Source organism: Chrysosporum bergii ANA360D (genome assembly GCF_029891735.1).
Taxonomy (GTDB): Bacteria; Cyanobacteriota; Cyanobacteriia; order Cyanobacteriales; family Nostocaceae; genus Umezakia; species Umezakia bergii.
This window is the reverse complement of the sequence record NZ_JANQDH010000033.1, coordinates 49241-66043: the sequence shown is the minus strand read 5'-3', so window position 1 is coordinate 66043 and position 16803 is coordinate 49241. Positions and strand designations below refer to the sequence as shown.

Below are 16803 nucleotides of genomic sequence, written 5' to 3'. Positions count from 1 at the left end.
AAATTTACCATGACTAGCAAATCCCCTATTAACTCCGCTTCTCAGTCTGAAACCCCATCAGGGGTGCGGGTGAGAAATTTCTTAATTGCTATGGTGGCGATCGCTCTGAGTGTGGCCTTATTCTTAGGATTGAGAACTCAGAGAACTTCCTTTTCTTTAGCAGAGTTAGCTGAAGCCTCCACCCCCCTGGAAGTGGCTATGAGTAACGGTAAGCCTTCAATAGTGGAGTTTTACGCTAATTGGTGTACAGTTTGCCAAAAAATGGTTCCTGATATTGCCCAACTCAAACAGGAGTATAGTGACAAAGTTAACTTTGTCATGTTAAATGTGGATAACAACAAATGGCTACCGGAGATGCTCAAATATAGAGTAGACGGCATTCCCCATTTTGTATTTTTAGCTGAAGATGGGCAAACCCTAGCGGAAACCATTGGCGATCAACCCCGTACAGTCATGGCTAGTAATTTACAAGCCCTGGTTACGGGTTCATCTTTACCCTATGCTCAAACTAGCGGCCAAGTTTCCCCGTTTCGGTCTGAAATAACACCTGCTAACAATCAAGATGATCCCCGCAGTCACGGTAGCCAAGTGATGAATGATTAGGGCTAGCGGAATCTAAATGAAACCCAGTTCCCTACTGAAGCCGGACAGAAACACTACCACCATGAGCCGGTAAACCCTCAGCTTCTGCCAGAATTACAGCAGCTTTACCAATGGTTTGCAGTGCTTGTTGACTGCATTCTAAGTAGGTAATTCGCTTGAGAAAGTCATATACACTCAAGCCAGAGGCAAAACGAGCAGAACGGGCGGTGGGGAGTACATGATTTGGCCCGCCTAAATAATCGCCAATGGCTTCTGGGGTATAACGTCCCAAGAAGATACTACCAGCACATTTAATTTGACTGGCCAGGAGTTGGGGCTGATCTACACACAATTCCACGTGTTCGGGAGCTAATTGATTGAGTAGTGGTATACTTTCAGTTAAATCTTCCACCACGATTACTGCGCCATGTTGTTGCCAACTAGTTCTAGCTACTTCTTGGGTGGGTAGGTTGGTGAGAATATGGTCTATGGTTGTGATGACTTTCTCAGCAAAGCTGGCAGAATCAGTAATTAAAATTGACTGGGCGCTGGGATCATGTTCTGCTTGGGATAGTAAATCCCATGCTATCCACTCTGGGTGATTTTGGCTATCTGCTACTACCAAAATTTCTGAAGGTCCAGCTACACTGTCAATACCTACAATTCCAAATACCTGACGTTTGGCTTCAGCAACATAGGCGTTACCCGGTCCGACTATTTTATCTACAGGGGTAAGGCTTTGTGTGCCATAGGCTAAGGCGGCGATCGCTTGCGCTCCTCCCATGCTATAAATTTCTGTAACTCCGGCAATTTGGGCAGCCGCCAGCACTGCTGGATTAATTTCACCCCTAGGCATGGGTACTGCCATGACAATTCTTTCTACACCGGCAATTTTGGCAGGTAAGGCATTCATGAGTACAGAACTAGGATAACTAGCCCGTCCTCCAGGGACATAAATACCCACCTGGGAAAGGGGAAGCCAATTTAACCCCAGTTGTACGCCGACGGTATCTGTGTAGCCAATATTTTGGGGGAGTTGCTTTTGATGAAAAATCCCTATTCTAGATGCGGCTAGTTCTAAGGCCGCCTTGACCTCTGCCCCACATTGTGCGGCCCGTTGGGCAATAAATTCAGGGCTGAGAAGCAAAGATGGGGGATGGTAATGATCAAAACGACTGGTATATTCTTTAACTGCTGCGTCACCCCGCACCTTGACATCAGCCAGAATATTTTTAACTGTACCACTAACATCAACCGTTGCTTCCCGGCGATCGCTCACCAGTGTTTGGAATTTAAGGGAGAAATCTGTGTAGGTTGTTTTAAGTAGCTGCATGGACTATATCTCTGAATCAATTAGTGCGGGTTTTGCCATAACAATCATAATTTAGTTTAATTTAGTTTAATTTAGTTTTCATTCCTAGTACCACGTTGAAGGTCAGTTTGTGGACTCTTCAAGAATCCCCCGGCTAAAGCCGTGGGGAGTGTCAAGTTCCTTTCTGTTGATATTTCGGTCAAATTAAAAAAATCCCAAGCTGGTAGTGCCGGCATCTTCCCCAGTATACTAAATTAAGTAAAATTAGCTACATTAAAAAAACTAAGTTTAATTGCTAATTAGGAACATCACAACAGCAATCTTTATGTTTTTTTTAAATTTACTCTTGACAACAAGGGTTAATCAACAGTACAAATGAAGACAGTTTTTCTGCCAATTTGGCAACAAAAAACTAGGTTTAACGTTCATTGTTCGTCTTGAGTGTTTATAATCATGCAATTACGTGGTGATACTGATTTTTGGAGTACCTGTATACAAGAGCGTGGTTATACTATCAACAATGATATCCCATCAAGTCCTCAGCAGGATGTTTTTGATCCTGAATTGTTTAGGAAAACCGCTGAATTAGTGATTGGCAAGTTAGAAAAATATTTAGCTGATTCGTCAATCCGGGGGCTGGAACTGACCAATCCTTATGTTCTATTGGAATCTGCAAAGGATCTAATGACTGAGGAACAGGAAAGCATCGCTCCCTTTGATGCAGAAAGGCTAGGGGCAATTATTGACTTATATATTAAAACGGGCATACAAGTGTACTCCCCCGGTTATATGGGTCGCCAGTTTTCTGGTGTGATTCCCTTGGCTGGTATCGTTGACTTGATTAGCTCAATTGTCAATCAACCATCCTCCTTTTATGAAGCTGGACAGTTACCCAATGTGGTGGAACGGATCATGGCTGATGAATTAAACAAATTCATTGGTTGGGATCCGGATAATTTTGCCATGGTGACAACTTCAGGGGCGACATTAGGCAACTTAACAGCCCTCTTGGCGGCCAGAAATGACAAGTTTCCCGAGATTTGGTCTGGGGGTGTATCTGCGTTGGCGGGACAATGTCGCCCAGCAATTGCCTTGAGCGAGGATGCACATTACAGTCTCCAGCGTGCAGTAGGGATCATAGGGGTTGGAGAAAATCAGATCGTCCGCTTACCGGTTAATAGTCAACGGCAAATTTGTATAGAGAAGGTGCGTCCTACCCTAGAAGCAGCAGAACAACGAGGCCTCAAAGTTTTCTGTCTGGTGGCTTCTGCGGGTACTACTGCAGTAGGAGCTTTTGACCAGTTGGAGGAACTGGCAAAGATAGCAAAAGAGAAAAATATCTGGCTTCATGTAGATGGGGCCCATGGTGCAAGTCTACTAGTTTCCGATCAATTGCGCCACAAGTTAAAGGGAATTGAAAAAGTAGATTCCTTTGTGTGGGACGCTCACAAGATGATGTTTCTACCAGGGGTGTGTACTCTTCTTTTCTATAGAAATAGAGAAAAAAGTTATGGAGCATTCCATCAGAACGCCAGTTATGTTTTTGAAAAGACTCCTGATATCTACACTCAATTTGATAGTGGAGAACAAAATTTTGAGTGTACTAAAAGACCTCTGATCATGAACCTGTGGGTATTGTGGGCTATTTATGGCAAGGCTGTATTTGCTGACAAGATCGAGTATTTGTGTGAGTTGACCAAAGAAGCTTATCAGATCCTCAAGGGAGAACCTGACTTCCAGGTGCTTCACCAACCAGAGGTGAATATCCTTTGTTTTCGTTATTTACCCTCCAACTTAGTGGAATCAGAGTTTCCCAATTTTCAGGTGGAAATTAGGAACCGCATCAAAGAGTGCGGTAAATTCTTCATTTCCAAAATTGACATTAATGGTATACCATCTCTGCGTCTAGTTTTTATGAACCATCAGATCAATAGTACTCACATAGGTATGTTGCTATCTGAAATTAGAAAAACTGGACAAGAGTTAATCAATCAAAAACAACAAAAACAAACCATCAGTTCTGAATACAAAAGAAGTAAGTAAAAATATGTTGGCTGAAAATAAAGTATCCATATCTAATCAAGAGTTAGTAAATCAGTTGATAGGGTCTGATGAGTTGGAGCCACAGTCAATTGATGACGTGGTTAAACTACCTTCCTTTTTGAGTAAAATTCAACAATGTGAAAGAGTTTTTGAAACTAAATATAGTGAACTTGATCATTCCATTCAAAATGCTTTGGTGTTGCGGCGGTTGCAACAAATGACCAATACTTTAATGCTCAATCCTATGTGGAAAGATATGATTGAGAAGGCGGGTCTGAACAAAGCTCCCCGGAATTTTGAGGAATGGCAACAATTACCCATCTCTGATAAGACTGTTATGGGTGAGTTGTTTATGGGATCTAGACCAGGTTTAGTAGTTCCTTTAAGCTATGGTGGTTTTGAAATTGTTGCTAGTGGTGGAACCAGTACTGGTTTACCAGTAGAAATGGTTTATTCATTAAAAGAATTACACGACACCTACAAAATCGCCGGGGAATTTATTGGCGAATATATGTTAAGTAATTACTTAACAGGGGATGAGCCGAAATGGGTTGCTACTACCTTGGCAGACTTTCAGATGTGGAGTAGCGGCACAATGGTTGGTGGTGTTTTACAGCACATACCAGGCATTAACTATCTTGGTGCGGGTCCTGTGATGAGGGAAGTCTTTCACCATATTATGTCCTATCCAGGACCCAAGGCAATTATGGCGATTTCCGCAGGAATAGCAATTCTCAGCGACCTTGGTATTGGCCTACATGAGGAAGCGAGAAAAAGTTTCCGCGTAGCCATGTATGGTAGTGGGATATTACCACATCGTAAACAACTTGAACTAAAAGAGCTTTATCCTAATCTAGAGATTTTAAGTTACTTTGCCACAGTACAAAACGAAGCTATTGGCTTGCAGTTGAAGTCAGAAATTCCCTATTTGGCAGCAGTTCCAGGGCTACACATGATTGAGATTGTAGACAGTGACGGAAAGTGGGTTGCTGAAGGAGAAGAAGGGGAGTTAGTGGTAACTAGACTTCATGGACATGAAGCACCTTTTCTCAGATTTAAATCGGGAGATAGAGTCATTCGTCGCCCCAATTTAGACGGGCCAGGATTAAAAACCCAACAATTTGAGTTTTTAGGCCGCAGTGGGGATGTTATTCATATTGATGACACACAATATTCTGCTCCCCAGGTCTATGCTTCTCTTTGCCATGAATTAAAGGCTGCTGGTGTTTTTGACTTGCAAGCACTGGCGCACGAAATACAGTTTGTCAACCATCGCGCCATCAAACGGTTGGAATTAATTGCTGCGGTAGATGATGTGAAGAGTTTGTTTATCAGAATGGATAATATGCTAGGAAGTGAAGGAATTAAACGTTTATTCCTGGAATCCTTAATCTATTCTTTATCTATATTCAACCGAGGGGAAGCTAATGTATATTACATAGAAAAGAGTGGCTACAGGTTTGATATCAAACTAGTTAAAAAGTGGTCTGAAGAAATCTATAGAACTCCCTTGGGTAAAGTTCCTTTCATCAGAGACATTTTTTAAACTTAGTTAACTCTTGAGTCCCTTTCGGGTGTACAAAACAAGGTAGGGAATGTCACGCCCGAACCCTAGATTAAATATTCTAGTAGGCTTGTCAAGAGCAAATTCTGGATGTTTTCAGATCAGCTGATTAAACAAGAATCTTCTGAATGTCAGGGGAGTGTCAACTGCTGTTTTGTTACACATAAAATAACGGCGAGGAATATTATGGAGATGGAATCAAAAATCAGCATATTCACTGTTGTTGATGTGATTGAATCGCTTTCTAGCGGCACCCTGTTAAATGGTAATCTTTGCATGATGGACAATAGTCCTTGGGGTAGCTTAAATCAAGGAACACCAGACTTAGTTACCTTGTGTACTCCAGGACAAGTTATACACTGGACAATTTTAGCTCTTGATTTGCAAACACCAGTAGCCATCAGAAATATTGTTTTTCTTAACCAAGATGGTACTAGTGTTCAACCAATTCCAGAAGACCCGACAACACTGCAAAGCGATAAGCTGCACGTCAATGTTTGGTCTGGTATTGTGCCATATTACCTTGTGCCTGGGGTGGAGTACAAGTATAGATTTGAGCTACAGATGTATGAAGGCAAGAACTGTTTTATGTATGTAGATACCCCTGCCTTGAAGCGAATTTAACTGCCAGCCCATGAAAAAGCCAGCACAAACGGTATTTGATCACCGATTGTGTAGTGAAAACAAACTTAAACTCAGGAGAAAGAAACGTTATGAGCCAACAGCTGGGAATAATCTTACTCGTTGATGTTGCTGCTGCCTTAGCAGCTAACACCTTGGAAGGTAATACTTACCTCTTCGACAATATGAAGTTACAGGGGTCAGAAGGTTTAGGAACTGGTAAATTGATTTCTGCGATCAATGGTACTAGTTTCTGTGATGGCTCCCAGGCTAATGAACAGGTATTGAACTGGTTACCCTATGGGGTTGGTTCTCTACCCCCCACCCTACCTAAGAGCTTCTTATCCGAAAAGTCAAAAAATAGTGATTTGAAGGTAATAGACGAGGTTCAAGCCCTGATAGAACAGGTGAATGCCTCTACAAAAATAAGTCAAGTGATTGATTTACTCAAGGGTATATCCGGTAGCGCCGGGGTAAAAACCCAGGTTAAAAGTAAATATGGTGGTTCCCAACAAGAACTTGGCTCTGTTGGACAAAAAATCATGGATGTCACAGGGAATTTGGTGACTGAGGTTGATGGAGAGATCCCTGAAATCAATTCTCTCAATCCCATTATCACCAATATCACTGGTGAAGCAGTTGATAAAAACATTATCTACCCAGCTGCTTATGGATCTCCGGATATGGTGACAGACGGTTGGTACTGGGCTGCATCTGTTGATACTTCTAGACCAGGAACCTATGCTTACACAATGCATATCCAGCTGTACAAGCTCTCCCGTGAGGATGGAGCATGGGCATGGGTACCAGTAGACTTTACCCATGAGGCGTATATCAAGATATCCAATGATCCCAAGGTCAATGGGTTTACCAAGGCGGGTATGGGATACTTACCAATTCCTATGTAATAATCAGCGGCTTGATTTTTGAACACAATCTTAAACAATGTAAGACAGGTTATGGCAATGAAAACAATAACAATCGCCAGTGTAATAGATGTTGTGGGAGCTTTGGCTACTGATTCTCTGAGTGGACAGGTCTATTTTCAGGACTCTGAAAAAGCCAATGGTTCCACAGGTCATGGTACTGAGAGTTTAAAAACCATGGTGAACAAAGGGGATCGATTGGTGTGGACAGTAACATTCTTAGAATGTGAAGCCTATGCAGCGATCGCTGATATTATCATCGACCGCAAATATTGCGAGCCAGAAAAGAAGGTTTATGAAGGTACTGATGTTGCCTACTGGATTGGTATCGTTAAGGAAGATGTTCAAGAAGTTCCCTACAACATTGAATTTCTCTGTGGAACTAGAGCCGAGCCAATACCAACAGCTACTCCTCTTTATCTGATTGGTAACAATTAAAACTAGGCTTGATATTTTGCCACGGCATTTTTTGACTTCATAGTCTGCGGAAATTCACAACTTGTTCAATTCAGCAAGAAGAAAATCATGTCAAATAACTCAACTCTCAAGAAGCAAAATCCAGGACAGCTAAATTCAGTACAGCTGAACATAGTTACTGTGATAGATATTCACAAAGCTGTGAAAAATAACTCACTGAAAGACACCTATTACATGATGGACAATAGTGTGGGTGGTACTGGTCAGGGAACAGGTCATTTGCAAACTGTTTGTAAGCCTGGGCAGGTTATCAACTGGATTATCTATCCTATGGATATGGAAAAGAGACCAGATGGAACATGGCCACCTATGCCGAAAATCAATAACATTGTTTTTCTGGACAGCCAACAAGAGGGTGACAACGAGGAATTTTCAGAAACTAAGATTTGCAGTGAGTTAAAGATTTATGGCGGTCCTGATATGATGCGCCATCGTTATTGCCCTGTTTATTATTATTGGGCAGGAGCCGTGTTAAGCACTTTAAAACCAGGTGTTTATAATTACAGGTTGGTTCTGGAACTTGAGCAGGAAGGCAAAAAAGAGAAAGTGTATTTACACACTGAAGAAAAGCCCTCTTTCAAAGTAATTGGCGTGACAGAGGGACAATATTAATTACTTGTAATTACATGAGCTAAGGTTTATGTAATTATAAATATGGTGTGGGCATGGTTGCTCACACCAGAGTTTTTACATATCAAGGCTTTGTGTACGGGTTTCTTATAGCCTTGATAATTTTTTTTCAAGTGAGTTATGGATGAGCAAGAAAAGGTAAAATTTAGAGTTATGGAATCAGGTGATTTTGAGCAAACTGTTGATTTATGCTCTCAATTATTTGTTAATAATGAGCCAATCACTAAAAGTTTGAAGATAAATTATCAAGAATTTAGACGATTCCTGGAACCTTATTTATTCAAGGCAATTGAGGATAGGCTTTCTATTGTTGCCACCGCTGCTAATGCACAGATTGTTGGTTTTGTCATCTCAAAACATTTGATGGCAATACCTCTTTATATTCAGGAAATTAGTCATAAGTTTGAACCAATTCACAAGTTTCTAGAGAGGTTAGAATATAGTTATTTTGCTAAATACCAATATTGGGAAGCATGGCAAACATTGCATATTTTGTTACTAGGGGTTAAAGAGGAATACAAAAATCAAAAAATTGCTACCAATCTTCTCAAAGAGAATTTAAGGTTAGCCAGGCTAAATTATTTTTCTGTGGCGATTTCTGAAGCAACTGGAATTACATCTCAAAATGTATTTCGCAAGGTAGGCTTTCAGGAAGAAGTAACATTACCCTATGATTCATATATATTCCAAGGTAAGAAGATATTTTCATCTATTCAAGAATCACCAAGTTGTAAACTGATGTCATATAGGCTACGGTAAAAAGGAGTTGCAGTAAAGTTTTAAGGAGATAATCGGATGAAAACCGCCTTAGTCTTAGTTGATATTCAGCGTGATTATTTCCCAGGGGGAAATGGGAACTTGTGGGTATGGATATGGCGGCGCTAAATGCTGCTAGGTTGCTGAGTGCTTTTCGTAGCCAAAATTGGCCGGTTTTCCATGTTCAACATATAGCCAAAAATCCTCAAGCACCGTTTTTCGTGGTTGGTACTCGTGGTGCTGAGATACACGAATCTGTTAAACCCCAAGCAGACGAAAAGATTATTATAAAAGAGTTCGCCAATAGTTTTCGACAGACTAATCTTTTGGAAGGTTTACATAGTGCTGGGGTGGAAAAATTGGTAATTTGTGGAGCCATGAGCAATATGTGTATAGATGCAACAACTCGTGCAGCTTATGATTTGGGGTTTGACTGTATTGTTGCTCATGATGCCTGTGCGGCTAGTAATCTTGAATTTTACGGTCATTTTACATCAGCTTTAGAGGTTCACTGTTCTTTTATGGCGGCCTTGGCTTTCGGATATGCTAAAGTGATACCCACTCAGGAGGCTGTGGCGTTGACAGCGTAAATGCTGCTATACTTACACAGGTATGGGTTTATGACTTGAAAGTTTTGGGAGTGGTTAACGGGCAAATCACAGGCAAAATTCCCACTTTGCGATCGCTTTGGCAGCGAGAAGCTACAATTGGGTGTGGTGCTGCTTGGTCTAACCATGAGAGGCGGCAAGCTTTGCATGATCGCTATGCAGGCACTTTCATAGTTTCGTCGCGTCGGGGCTACTCGCTGGATCTAAAAATTAAGCGATTAGTTGAAAAATTGCGCCGAAGTGTGAGATAATAATAATTTGTGTTAATTCCCCGCAGGCTGGATTGTTTGCAAAATTATGGCTAAGAATAAAGGTGTCCGCATAACGATTACGCTCGAATGTACTGAGTGTCGTACTAACGCTGAAAAGCGATCGCCTGGTGTTTCTAGATATACCAGCACTAAAAACCGTCGGAATACAACAAACCGCTTAGAACTAAAAAAGTTCTGCCCCCACTGCAATAAACATACTGTTCACAAGGAAATTAAGTAAACATGAGCTATTTTCGTCGTCGCCTGTCTCCCATAAAGCCAGGAGAACCAATTGATTACAAAGATGTAGACCTGTTGCGGAAATTCATTACCGAACGGGGAAAAATATTACCACGTCGGATTACAGGGCTGACCTGTCAGCAGCAGCGAGAATTGACATTAGCAATAAAACGGGCGCGGATTTTGGCTTTATTGCCATTTGTCAATGCAGAAGCGTAAGCAGAAGTCATGAGTTATGAGTGATGAGCAAAGAATCAAAACTCCTAACTCAAAACTGTGAAATGTTTAGTAAAATGTTCAATAAATAAAAGCGAGAGTTGTGGAGAAGGGTACGCTGGTTGAATTTAGGGTTCAAGGCGATCGCCGTCTGGGAGTAGTAGAACGTCCGGACGGTAAAACCCGTTGGTTTGTGGTAGATGAACGTGGTCAATCTCACAGCCTCGCCCCTAGACAAATAAGTTATACAGTTAATGGGCAAACCTACAAGCTCTCGGATATTGCCGATTTTCAGGGGCAGGTTGAACCATATATAGATCCCTCTAGTTTGGAGGTGGCTTGGGAATTACTGGTGGAGGACGGAGAAACAGTCACACCAGCTGAAATGGCAAGTTTGCTGTTTTCTGCATCAGATCCCGCAGCTTGTTATGCTGCTCACTGCTTGTTATCAGAAGACAAACTTTATTTCAAGCAAAAGGGAGAAGCCTATGAACCAAGAACTGCCTCCCAGGTAGCAGAACTCAAACACCAGATAGAAGTAAAAGCACTTAAAGCTAAGGGACAAGAGGAATTTTTAGCCCGGGTAGAACAAGCCCTCCAAGGTGAAGCAGTGGAATGGCAACGCCAGGACCGCCAGCGATTAGAAGCGGTGGAAAAATACGCAGCGCTGCTGGCAGATGTGGTGCGAATGGGAGTAAATTACGACGGTTTAGCTCGTGCCTATCCTCCCCCGTCCCCGGTGTTAGAAACAATGAATATGCTGGGTCGTCCGGCAACTCCCCCAGGGGCTTTTCAGTTATTGGTAGAGTTGGGTTGGTGGGATGCCCATGAAAACTTGTTTCTGCGTCGTTCCTCCATTACGATTCAGTTTCCTAACAAGGTATTAGAAGTGGTGCAAGAGCGGTTAGATTTCCCCCCCACAGACGTAGATACAAATCGCCTGGATTTGTCTCATTTAAAAGTCTACACAATAGATGATGAAAGCACTACAGAAATAGATGATGGTTTAAGTTGGGAGTTACTACCAGATGGGCGAGAACGGTTGTGGGTGCATATTGCCGACCCCACCCGGTGGTTAGTACCAGAAGATGAGTTAGACCTGGAAGCAAGAAAACGGGGCAGTACAGTTTATTTGCCCACGGGGATGATTCCTATGTTCCCGGAGTTATTGGCAACAGGTCCCATGAGTTTGGTACAGGGAAGAATGTCTTGTGCTTTGAGCTTTGGGGTGGTGTTAGATGAATCCGGGTCGGTGGGCGATTATACTATTCATCCCAGTTTGATTAAGCCGACTTATCGCCTCACCTATGAAGATGTGGATGAAATGCTGGAATTAGGTGTGGAAGCAGAACCAGAAATTGAGGCGATCGCTAACTGGTCTCAGAAGCGCAGGTCTTGGCGGTACAATCAGGGAGCCATTAGTATCAATATGCCGGAGGCGATGATCAAGGTCAAAAACGATGAGATCAACATTGATATTTTAGATGATTCCTTATCCCGGCAGTTGGTGGCAGAAATGATGATTTTAGCTGGTGAAGTAGCTGCTAGTTACGGTCAAACTCACAAGATACCTCTGCCTTTTCGTGGTCAACCACAACCAGAATTACCTCCACCGGAGGAATTGATGTTACTACCAGCAGGATTTGTCCGGGCTTGCGCCATGCGTCGTTGTATGCCTAAGAGCGAAATGAGCATTACGCCGCTACGTCATGCGGGTTTGGGTTTAAATACCTACACTCAAGCCACTTCACCCATTCGCCGCTATAGTGACTTACTGACTCACTTTCAATTAAAAGCTCACTTACGGGGTGAGGTATTGCCTTTTTCAGCAGAACAATTGCGAGAAGTGATGATGACAGTTGCTACCACCACTCAAGAAGTGACCATGGTAGAACGGCAAACTAATAGATATTGGGCTTTAGAATATTTGCGTCGTCATCCAGACCAGGTTTGGGATGTGACGGTTTTGATGTGGCTACGGGAAGACAGCAACTTGGCACTAATTTTATTAGAAGATTTGGGTTTACAGTTGCCAATGTTTTTTAAACGTTCGGTGGCCTTAGGAGAACAATTAGTAGTCAAGGTTAGCCACGCTGACCCCCAAAGAGATTTGATTCAGTTTCAGGAAATCATGTATCAAGAAAGCCACTGATATAATCACCGACCTTTGAGATCGGCGATTATTGACGGTTTACCGCAACTTGCTAGGGATGTACCTCACTTGGGCAAAATTCGCCATAATTAACTAACTAGCCAGTGCTTCGGTTTTATTTTCAGCTGTTTTCACCTCTAGGGGTAGATAAGGTTTTTCTACACCTTGGGCTAAATATTCTGCTAGTTGACTTTCTATTTGATCGCGGACAATTTGGCGATATTCTATAAAGTGTTCATTGTGAGCGCAGGCGGCAAGATAATGTTCTACAACGTCTGGGTTACGTTTGAGGATGCTAAATAAGTGATGCCAGAATTTCCAGCGTGTTTCCCGTTTGACACCTTGCCGCCAAATGACGATCAGTAGGGCTTTGACAATTGTCCATTCTGGCATTTTAGCCGGTGCTTTCCATGTTGGTTTACCCATGATTAAAAAACAGCGATAAGTCCGGTCTAAATACTTCACTGGGTCATATAAAGTACAGAAGGCTTCAATATATTCTCTGGCAATATCTTCCAGAGGACGGGTGGGGAGAAAGTTCATTAAGGTGGTTTGGTTAATGTTACCGTCTTGGTTTTCCCGCAGTCGTCCTTCTTTTTGCAGACGATGCCACAAGGCTGTATTTGGTAGTGCTTGTAACATGGCAAAGGTAGTAGAAGGAATAGCTGCTTGTTCGGCAAATCTGACAATGCGATCGCCCGCCCCTGGCTTTTCGTTGTCAAAGCCGATAATAAACCCAGCCATGGGGCGCAGTCCGGCTTTGATGATGGCTTGCACAGCATCAGTTAGGGAACTGCGAGTATTTTGGAATTTTTTGGTTAATTGCAGACTATCCTCATCGGGGGTTTCAATGCCTAGGAACACCGCAGCAAAACCAGACTCTACCATTAATTCCATTAGTTCCTGGTCTTGTGCTAAATCTACAGAAGCTTCCGTATCAAAGCGGAAGGGGTATTGATGTTCTGCCATCCACACTTTTAACTCTTGGAGTAACAATTTGACATTGCGCTTGTTACCGATAAAGTTGTCATCCACCATAAACACCCCACGCCGCCAGCCTAATTCATAAAGGTAGTCCAACTCTGCTAATAGTTGGGACGGGGTTTTAGTGCGGGGCTTGCGTCCATAGAGAACTATAATGTCACAAAATTCGCATTGGAAGGGACACCCACGGGAAAACTGCACCGACATCATGTCGTAAGCATCAAGTTCTAATAAGTCAAAACGGGGAATGGGCGTATTTGTTACATCTGGTTTTTCTGTGGCGCGGAAAGTTCCGGAGGTTTCTCCCCTTTCAACTGCTTGAATAAACATGGGTAAGGTGATTTCCCCTTCGTCCAGGATCAGAAAATCTGCACCGGCTTTTTGCACTTCCTGGGGTACAGAGGTGGGATATGGTCCCCCCACTGCTACTAATTTACCACGTTGTTTTGCTGCTTGAATTTGTGCCAGTAGGTCTTGTTTTTGGACAATCATCGCCGATAATATGACTATATCTGCCCAGTCCCATTCTGCTTCTGTGACCGGGCGAATGTTGCGATCGACTAGCTTAAACTCCCATTGTTGGGGTAGGATTGCTGCTACTGTCACTAACCCTAAAGGCGGTAACAAAACTTTGCGATCAACTAAGTCAAGAATTTTCTCGTATGACCAAAAGGTTTTGGGAAAGATTGGGTATACCAGTAAGATTCGCATATAATCATCCTCACACTTTGATTGATTGTTATCCCAACTATGAACTAATTATTGACTTTTTATTAATTTTTTTTACTAATGGTGATGTTTTTTAACTTAGTAATTATATCATGCCGACGAACAGGCGGTGTTTTATGTTCCCGGAATAAATTCGCTATGTCGCGATCTGGTTTCATTGCCATGTCTTTAAATTTCGAGGCGTTGGTTATGGCGGTAAATAATGTTATATATAATTTTGTATAAATTATATTAGTGGGGACTGTATGATTTTTCAATCTAGTCCGTTGAAGTTCAGTATTACGGCGGCTTTGAGTGTTTTGTTATTGACTGGTTGTGGAGGCGGCAATTCAGGAGATAATGGGGGTTTAAAGGTTAAACTATTAGTGGGCAGTGCTTTGGAAGATTTTTGTAATCAAGCTGCAACTAAGTTTAATGCTACAAAACCTAAACTGGAAAATGGACAGGGTTTTCAGGTGCTGTGCGAGGCCTTGGGTAGCGGTGATGTAGTCACTCGGTTAGTTTCTCAAGCAAGTCAATTCAAGCAAGGAACTTTACCGGCTGATGCACCAGATTTTCCCACTGTGGTGTCTGTGGATGGTGAAATTTATCAAAGTCAGTTAATTTACCAAATCAGTCAACTGTTTCCCGGACAAAAATACATCCCGGAAATTATAGAGTCACCACTTATAGCTAGTACACCAATGGTGTTTATGGCACAGCAGGATATTGCCCAGGGGTTGCGAAAAGTCCCTGATTTGCACAAAACCTTAGTTAAGGTGACAAATCATCGTGACATTGACCCGGATGCGCCCCTTTTGACGGTTAACTATGTCCACACTGCGCCAACTCGCTCTAATTCTGGATTGCAAACTCTGGTAGCTCAATTTGTCAGTGTGTCGGGTAAGCGCCCAGAGGATTTAACGGTTAATGATGTGCAAAGGTTTCAAGGACAAGTTCAGCAAATCCAAAACAAAATTACCCGTTATGGTATTTCTACGGACTCATTAGCCAAAGCAATGGCGAAAAATGGGGCTTTTTGGGCTTCCGTTGCTTCAGTATATGAGTCTAGTGTGATTGCGGCTAATGCTAATTTACAACTGGGAGAACAGGGTTATGAAGCAATTTATCCCCAGAGGACTTTTAGCTCTAATATGCGGGCAATTGTTCCTAATGCTCCCTGGGTGAGTGGTGATGAAAAAGCAGCAGCAGAAAAGTTTATCGCTTACTTGCGATCGCCTGAAACTCAGAATATCGCCACTAACTTGGGTTTACGTCCGGGTATACCGGGTATTCCTCTAGGGTCAAAATTTAGCCGTCAATTTGGAGTTGATCCACAAGCACAATACGATTCTTTACGGCCTCCAAAACCAGAAGTTGTAGCCGCCATGCTCAAATCTTGGCAAGAATACGCTAAAAAACCCTCACAGGTGGTGGTGGTGGTGGATTCTTCTGGTTCAATGACAGGCACAAAGTTGGCAAATGTGCAAAAGACTATATCAAATTATATCAATAGTTTGGGACCAAAGGAAAAAATAGCTTTAATTGATTTTGACTCAGAAATTCGACCACCAGTTTTAGTGGATAGTACATCAACAGGACGCGATCGCGGTTTACAGTTTGTTAGTGGACTCAGGGCTGATGGTGCTACAGCTTTATATGATGCTATCATTACTGCCCAAAAATGGTTACAACAAAATCTCCGCCCCAATGCTATTAATGCAGTGGTAGTATTAACCGATGGAGAAGATGCCGGCTCTAAAGTTTCTCTTTTTCAGCTAGAAAAGGAATTACAGAAAACTGGTTTTAATACTGACCAAAGAATATCGTTTTTTACGGTAGGTTACGGTAATGAAGGTGAGTTTAATCCCTATGCTCTGCAAAAAATTGCTGAGTTAAATGGGGGTTATTATTCTCAGAGTGACCCAGATAATATTGCTAAATTGATGGCGAATTTACAAGTAGAGTTTTAAGTCAAAACACGCTGTAAAAAATATGAAACTGACCAATCCTTTATATTATCCTATGGCTGTGTTAGCTGGGGGAGTTTGCTTGATTGTCGGTGTCCGTTTGGTGAATTTACCTAGTATGATTATCCTACCTATGGCGGCTGGTGTGGCTGCGGTTGCTGCTAGTTATTTGCACTATAGAGAACCAGAATCATTTAACTTAAATAACCCAGAGTTAGAACAGGAATTACAAACTGTGAAAGCTTCGGCTTTAGCTTTGGTGAATCAAGCAAATAAGTTAAAATTGGCAGCACAACGATTGTTAACTGATGCTTTTCATGTAGAATTGTTGGCAGCAATAGAAATAAGTTGCGATCGCGCTGTGCAAGTTCCAGAAAAAATTGACCATCTCGCCCAGGGTTTACAAGCCAGTAATACCCAACTTTCAGTAAGTGAGCTACAACAACAATTAACTCAAGTACAAGATAAGCTGTCATCTAGTTCCGGTGTGGCGCAGCAACATTTACAGCAACTAGCAGCTAGTTTGCAACGTAATATTAAACTAGCTGAAGAAGGCCAAGATATTCGCCTAGCTCAAATTGTTAGTCTTTCTACTCAGGTTCAAGATTATGCTGGAGTATTACAGCGATTGCAAACTAAATTGTATAGTTCTGATTTAACTGATGCAGAACAAATTAATCAATTGCAATTACTCAGTGAAGAAATGGTGAGTTTACAAGAAAGTGTTTACTTCTTAGTACAGAAATAATTGGTGAGGGGATTT

The 16803-nt window shown here is 42.2% G+C and carries 16 protein-coding genes and 1 pseudogene; 15 read left to right on the top strand and 2 right to left on the bottom strand.

The window, feature by feature from the left end; translation table 11 throughout:
• Positions 1-9 precede the first annotated feature (9 nt).
• Entirely contained in the window at positions 10-603 is a 594-nt protein-coding gene (locus tag NWP17_RS05035; protein WP_280653818.1) for a thioredoxin family protein, read from the top strand.
• Positions 604-634: 31 nt separating this feature from the next.
• Here the strand turns inward: NWP17_RS05035 and hisD are convergent, their stop codons facing one another.
• The gene (gene hisD, locus NWP17_RS05030; RefSeq protein ID WP_280653817.1) at positions 635-1915 is read right to left on the bottom strand and encodes a histidinol dehydrogenase; all 1281 of its coding nucleotides are present in this window, start codon (positions 1913-1915) and stop codon (positions 635-637) included.
• A gap of 432 nt (positions 1916-2347) precedes the next feature.
• Here hisD and NWP17_RS05025 point away from each other — a divergent pair, with 432 nt between their 5' ends.
• The 12 genes and pseudogenes from NWP17_RS05025 (at position 2348) to NWP17_RS04970 (ending at position 12378) form a co-directional block, all read left to right on the top strand.
• Positions 2348-3937: a pyridoxal phosphate-dependent decarboxylase family protein gene (locus tag NWP17_RS05025; RefSeq protein WP_280653816.1), complete on the top strand. Its 1590-nt coding sequence runs from the start codon at positions 2348-2350 to the stop codon at positions 3935-3937.
• A gap of 4 nt (positions 3938-3941) precedes the next feature.
• Positions 3942-5483: a phenylacetate--CoA ligase family protein gene (locus tag NWP17_RS05020; RefSeq protein WP_280653815.1), complete on the top strand. Its 1542-nt coding sequence runs from the start codon at positions 3942-3944 to the stop codon at positions 5481-5483.
• A 210-nt stretch (positions 5484-5693) separates the two neighbouring features.
• Positions 5694-6125 (top strand): hypothetical protein, encoded by a 432-nt coding sequence (locus NWP17_RS05015; RefSeq protein WP_280653814.1) that lies wholly within the window; start codon positions 5694-5696, stop codon positions 6123-6125.
• A gap of 89 nt (positions 6126-6214) precedes the next feature.
• Entirely contained in the window at positions 6215-7030 is an 816-nt protein-coding gene (locus tag NWP17_RS05010; protein WP_280653813.1) for a hypothetical protein, read from the top strand.
• Positions 7031-7087: 57 nt separating this feature from the next.
• Positions 7088-7486, top strand: a complete 399-nt coding sequence (locus NWP17_RS05005) for a hypothetical protein (protein ID WP_280653812.1) — start codon at positions 7088-7090, stop codon at positions 7484-7486.
• Positions 7487-7573: 87 nt separating this feature from the next.
• Positions 7574-8137 (top strand): hypothetical protein, encoded by a 564-nt coding sequence (locus NWP17_RS05000; protein ID WP_280653811.1) that lies wholly within the window; start codon positions 7574-7576, stop codon positions 8135-8137.
• Positions 8138-8275: 138 nt separating this feature from the next.
• A complete protein-coding gene (locus NWP17_RS04995; RefSeq protein WP_280653810.1) occupies positions 8276-8914 on the top strand; it encodes a GNAT family protein in 639 nt (212 codons plus the stop codon).
• 113 nt (positions 8915-9027) lie between these two features.
• Positions 9028-9501 carry a cysteine hydrolase family protein gene (locus NWP17_RS04990; protein WP_280653809.1) on the top strand — a complete coding sequence of 158 codons (474 nt, stop codon included), beginning with the start codon at positions 9028-9030 and terminating at the stop codon, positions 9499-9501.
• Between the two features lie 23 nt (positions 9502-9524).
• Positions 9525-9770 (top strand): annotated as a pseudogene (locus NWP17_RS04985) (RDD family protein); the annotation flags it as partial.
• 46 nt (positions 9771-9816) lie between these two features.
• Complete coding sequence (rpmG, locus tag NWP17_RS04980; protein WP_280653808.1) at positions 9817-10011, top strand: 50S ribosomal protein L33; 195 nt, start codon at positions 9817-9819, stop codon at positions 10009-10011.
• 2 nt (positions 10012-10013) lie between these two features.
• Complete coding sequence (gene rpsR, locus NWP17_RS04975) at positions 10014-10229, top strand: 30S ribosomal protein S18 (RefSeq protein ID WP_280653807.1); 216 nt, start codon at positions 10014-10016, stop codon at positions 10227-10229.
• Between the two features lie 100 nt (positions 10230-10329).
• Positions 10330-12378: a ribonuclease catalytic domain-containing protein gene (locus NWP17_RS04970; protein WP_280653806.1), complete on the top strand. Its 2049-nt coding sequence runs from the start codon at positions 10330-10332 to the stop codon at positions 12376-12378.
• 93 nt (positions 12379-12471) lie between these two features.
• Here the strand turns inward: NWP17_RS04970 and NWP17_RS04965 are convergent, their stop codons facing one another.
• Positions 12472-14073, bottom strand: a complete 1602-nt coding sequence (locus tag NWP17_RS04965; protein ID WP_280653805.1) for a B12-binding domain-containing radical SAM protein — start codon at positions 14071-14073, stop codon at positions 12472-12474.
• 263 nt (positions 14074-14336) lie between these two features.
• On the opposite strand from NWP17_RS04965, the gene NWP17_RS04960 reads away from it, so the two are divergent.
• The gene (locus NWP17_RS04960) at positions 14337-16043 is read left to right on the top strand and encodes a VWA domain-containing protein (protein WP_280653804.1); all 1707 of its coding nucleotides are present in this window, start codon (positions 14337-14339) and stop codon (positions 16041-16043) included.
• A 22-nt stretch (positions 16044-16065) separates the two neighbouring features.
• On the top strand, positions 16066-16788 hold the full coding sequence (locus NWP17_RS04955; RefSeq protein WP_280653803.1) for a hypothetical protein: 723 nt from the start codon (positions 16066-16068) through the stop codon (positions 16786-16788).
• Positions 16789-16803: the final 15 nt, after the last annotated feature.

What these genes read in the sequence shown, in the direction of transcription:
- NWP17_RS05035 (WP_280653818.1), top strand. Translation starts at nt 10, where the DNA reads ATGACTAGCAAATCCCCTATTAACTCCGCTTCTCAGTCTGAAACCCCA.
- hisD (WP_280653817.1), bottom strand. Translation starts at nt 1,915, where the DNA reads ATGCAGCTACTTAAAACAACCTACACAGATTTCTCCCTTAAATTCCAA.
- NWP17_RS05025 (WP_280653816.1), top strand. Translation starts at nt 2,348, where the DNA reads ATGCAATTACGTGGTGATACTGATTTTTGGAGTACCTGTATACAAGAG.
- NWP17_RS05020 (WP_280653815.1), top strand. Translation starts at nt 3,942, where the DNA reads ATGTTGGCTGAAAATAAAGTATCCATATCTAATCAAGAGTTAGTAAAT.
- NWP17_RS05015 (WP_280653814.1), top strand. Translation starts at nt 5,694, where the DNA reads ATGGAATCAAAAATCAGCATATTCACTGTTGTTGATGTGATTGAATCG.
- NWP17_RS05010 (WP_280653813.1), top strand. Translation starts at nt 6,215, where the DNA reads ATGAGCCAACAGCTGGGAATAATCTTACTCGTTGATGTTGCTGCTGCC.
- NWP17_RS05005 (WP_280653812.1), top strand. Translation starts at nt 7,088, where the DNA reads ATGAAAACAATAACAATCGCCAGTGTAATAGATGTTGTGGGAGCTTTG.
- NWP17_RS05000 (WP_280653811.1), top strand. Translation starts at nt 7,574, where the DNA reads ATGTCAAATAACTCAACTCTCAAGAAGCAAAATCCAGGACAGCTAAAT.
- NWP17_RS04995 (WP_280653810.1), top strand. Translation starts at nt 8,276, where the DNA reads ATGGATGAGCAAGAAAAGGTAAAATTTAGAGTTATGGAATCAGGTGAT.
- NWP17_RS04990 (WP_280653809.1), top strand. Translation starts at nt 9,028, where the DNA reads ATGGCGGCGCTAAATGCTGCTAGGTTGCTGAGTGCTTTTCGTAGCCAA.
- rpmG (WP_280653808.1), top strand. Translation starts at nt 9,817, where the DNA reads ATGGCTAAGAATAAAGGTGTCCGCATAACGATTACGCTCGAATGTACT.
- rpsR (WP_280653807.1), top strand. Translation starts at nt 10,014, where the DNA reads ATGAGCTATTTTCGTCGTCGCCTGTCTCCCATAAAGCCAGGAGAACCA.
- NWP17_RS04965 (WP_280653805.1), bottom strand. Translation starts at nt 14,073, where the DNA reads ATGCGAATCTTACTGGTATACCCAATCTTTCCCAAAACCTTTTGGTCA.
- NWP17_RS04960 (WP_280653804.1), top strand. Translation starts at nt 14,337, where the DNA reads ATGATTTTTCAATCTAGTCCGTTGAAGTTCAGTATTACGGCGGCTTTG.
- NWP17_RS04955 (WP_280653803.1), top strand. Translation starts at nt 16,066, where the DNA reads ATGAAACTGACCAATCCTTTATATTATCCTATGGCTGTGTTAGCTGGG.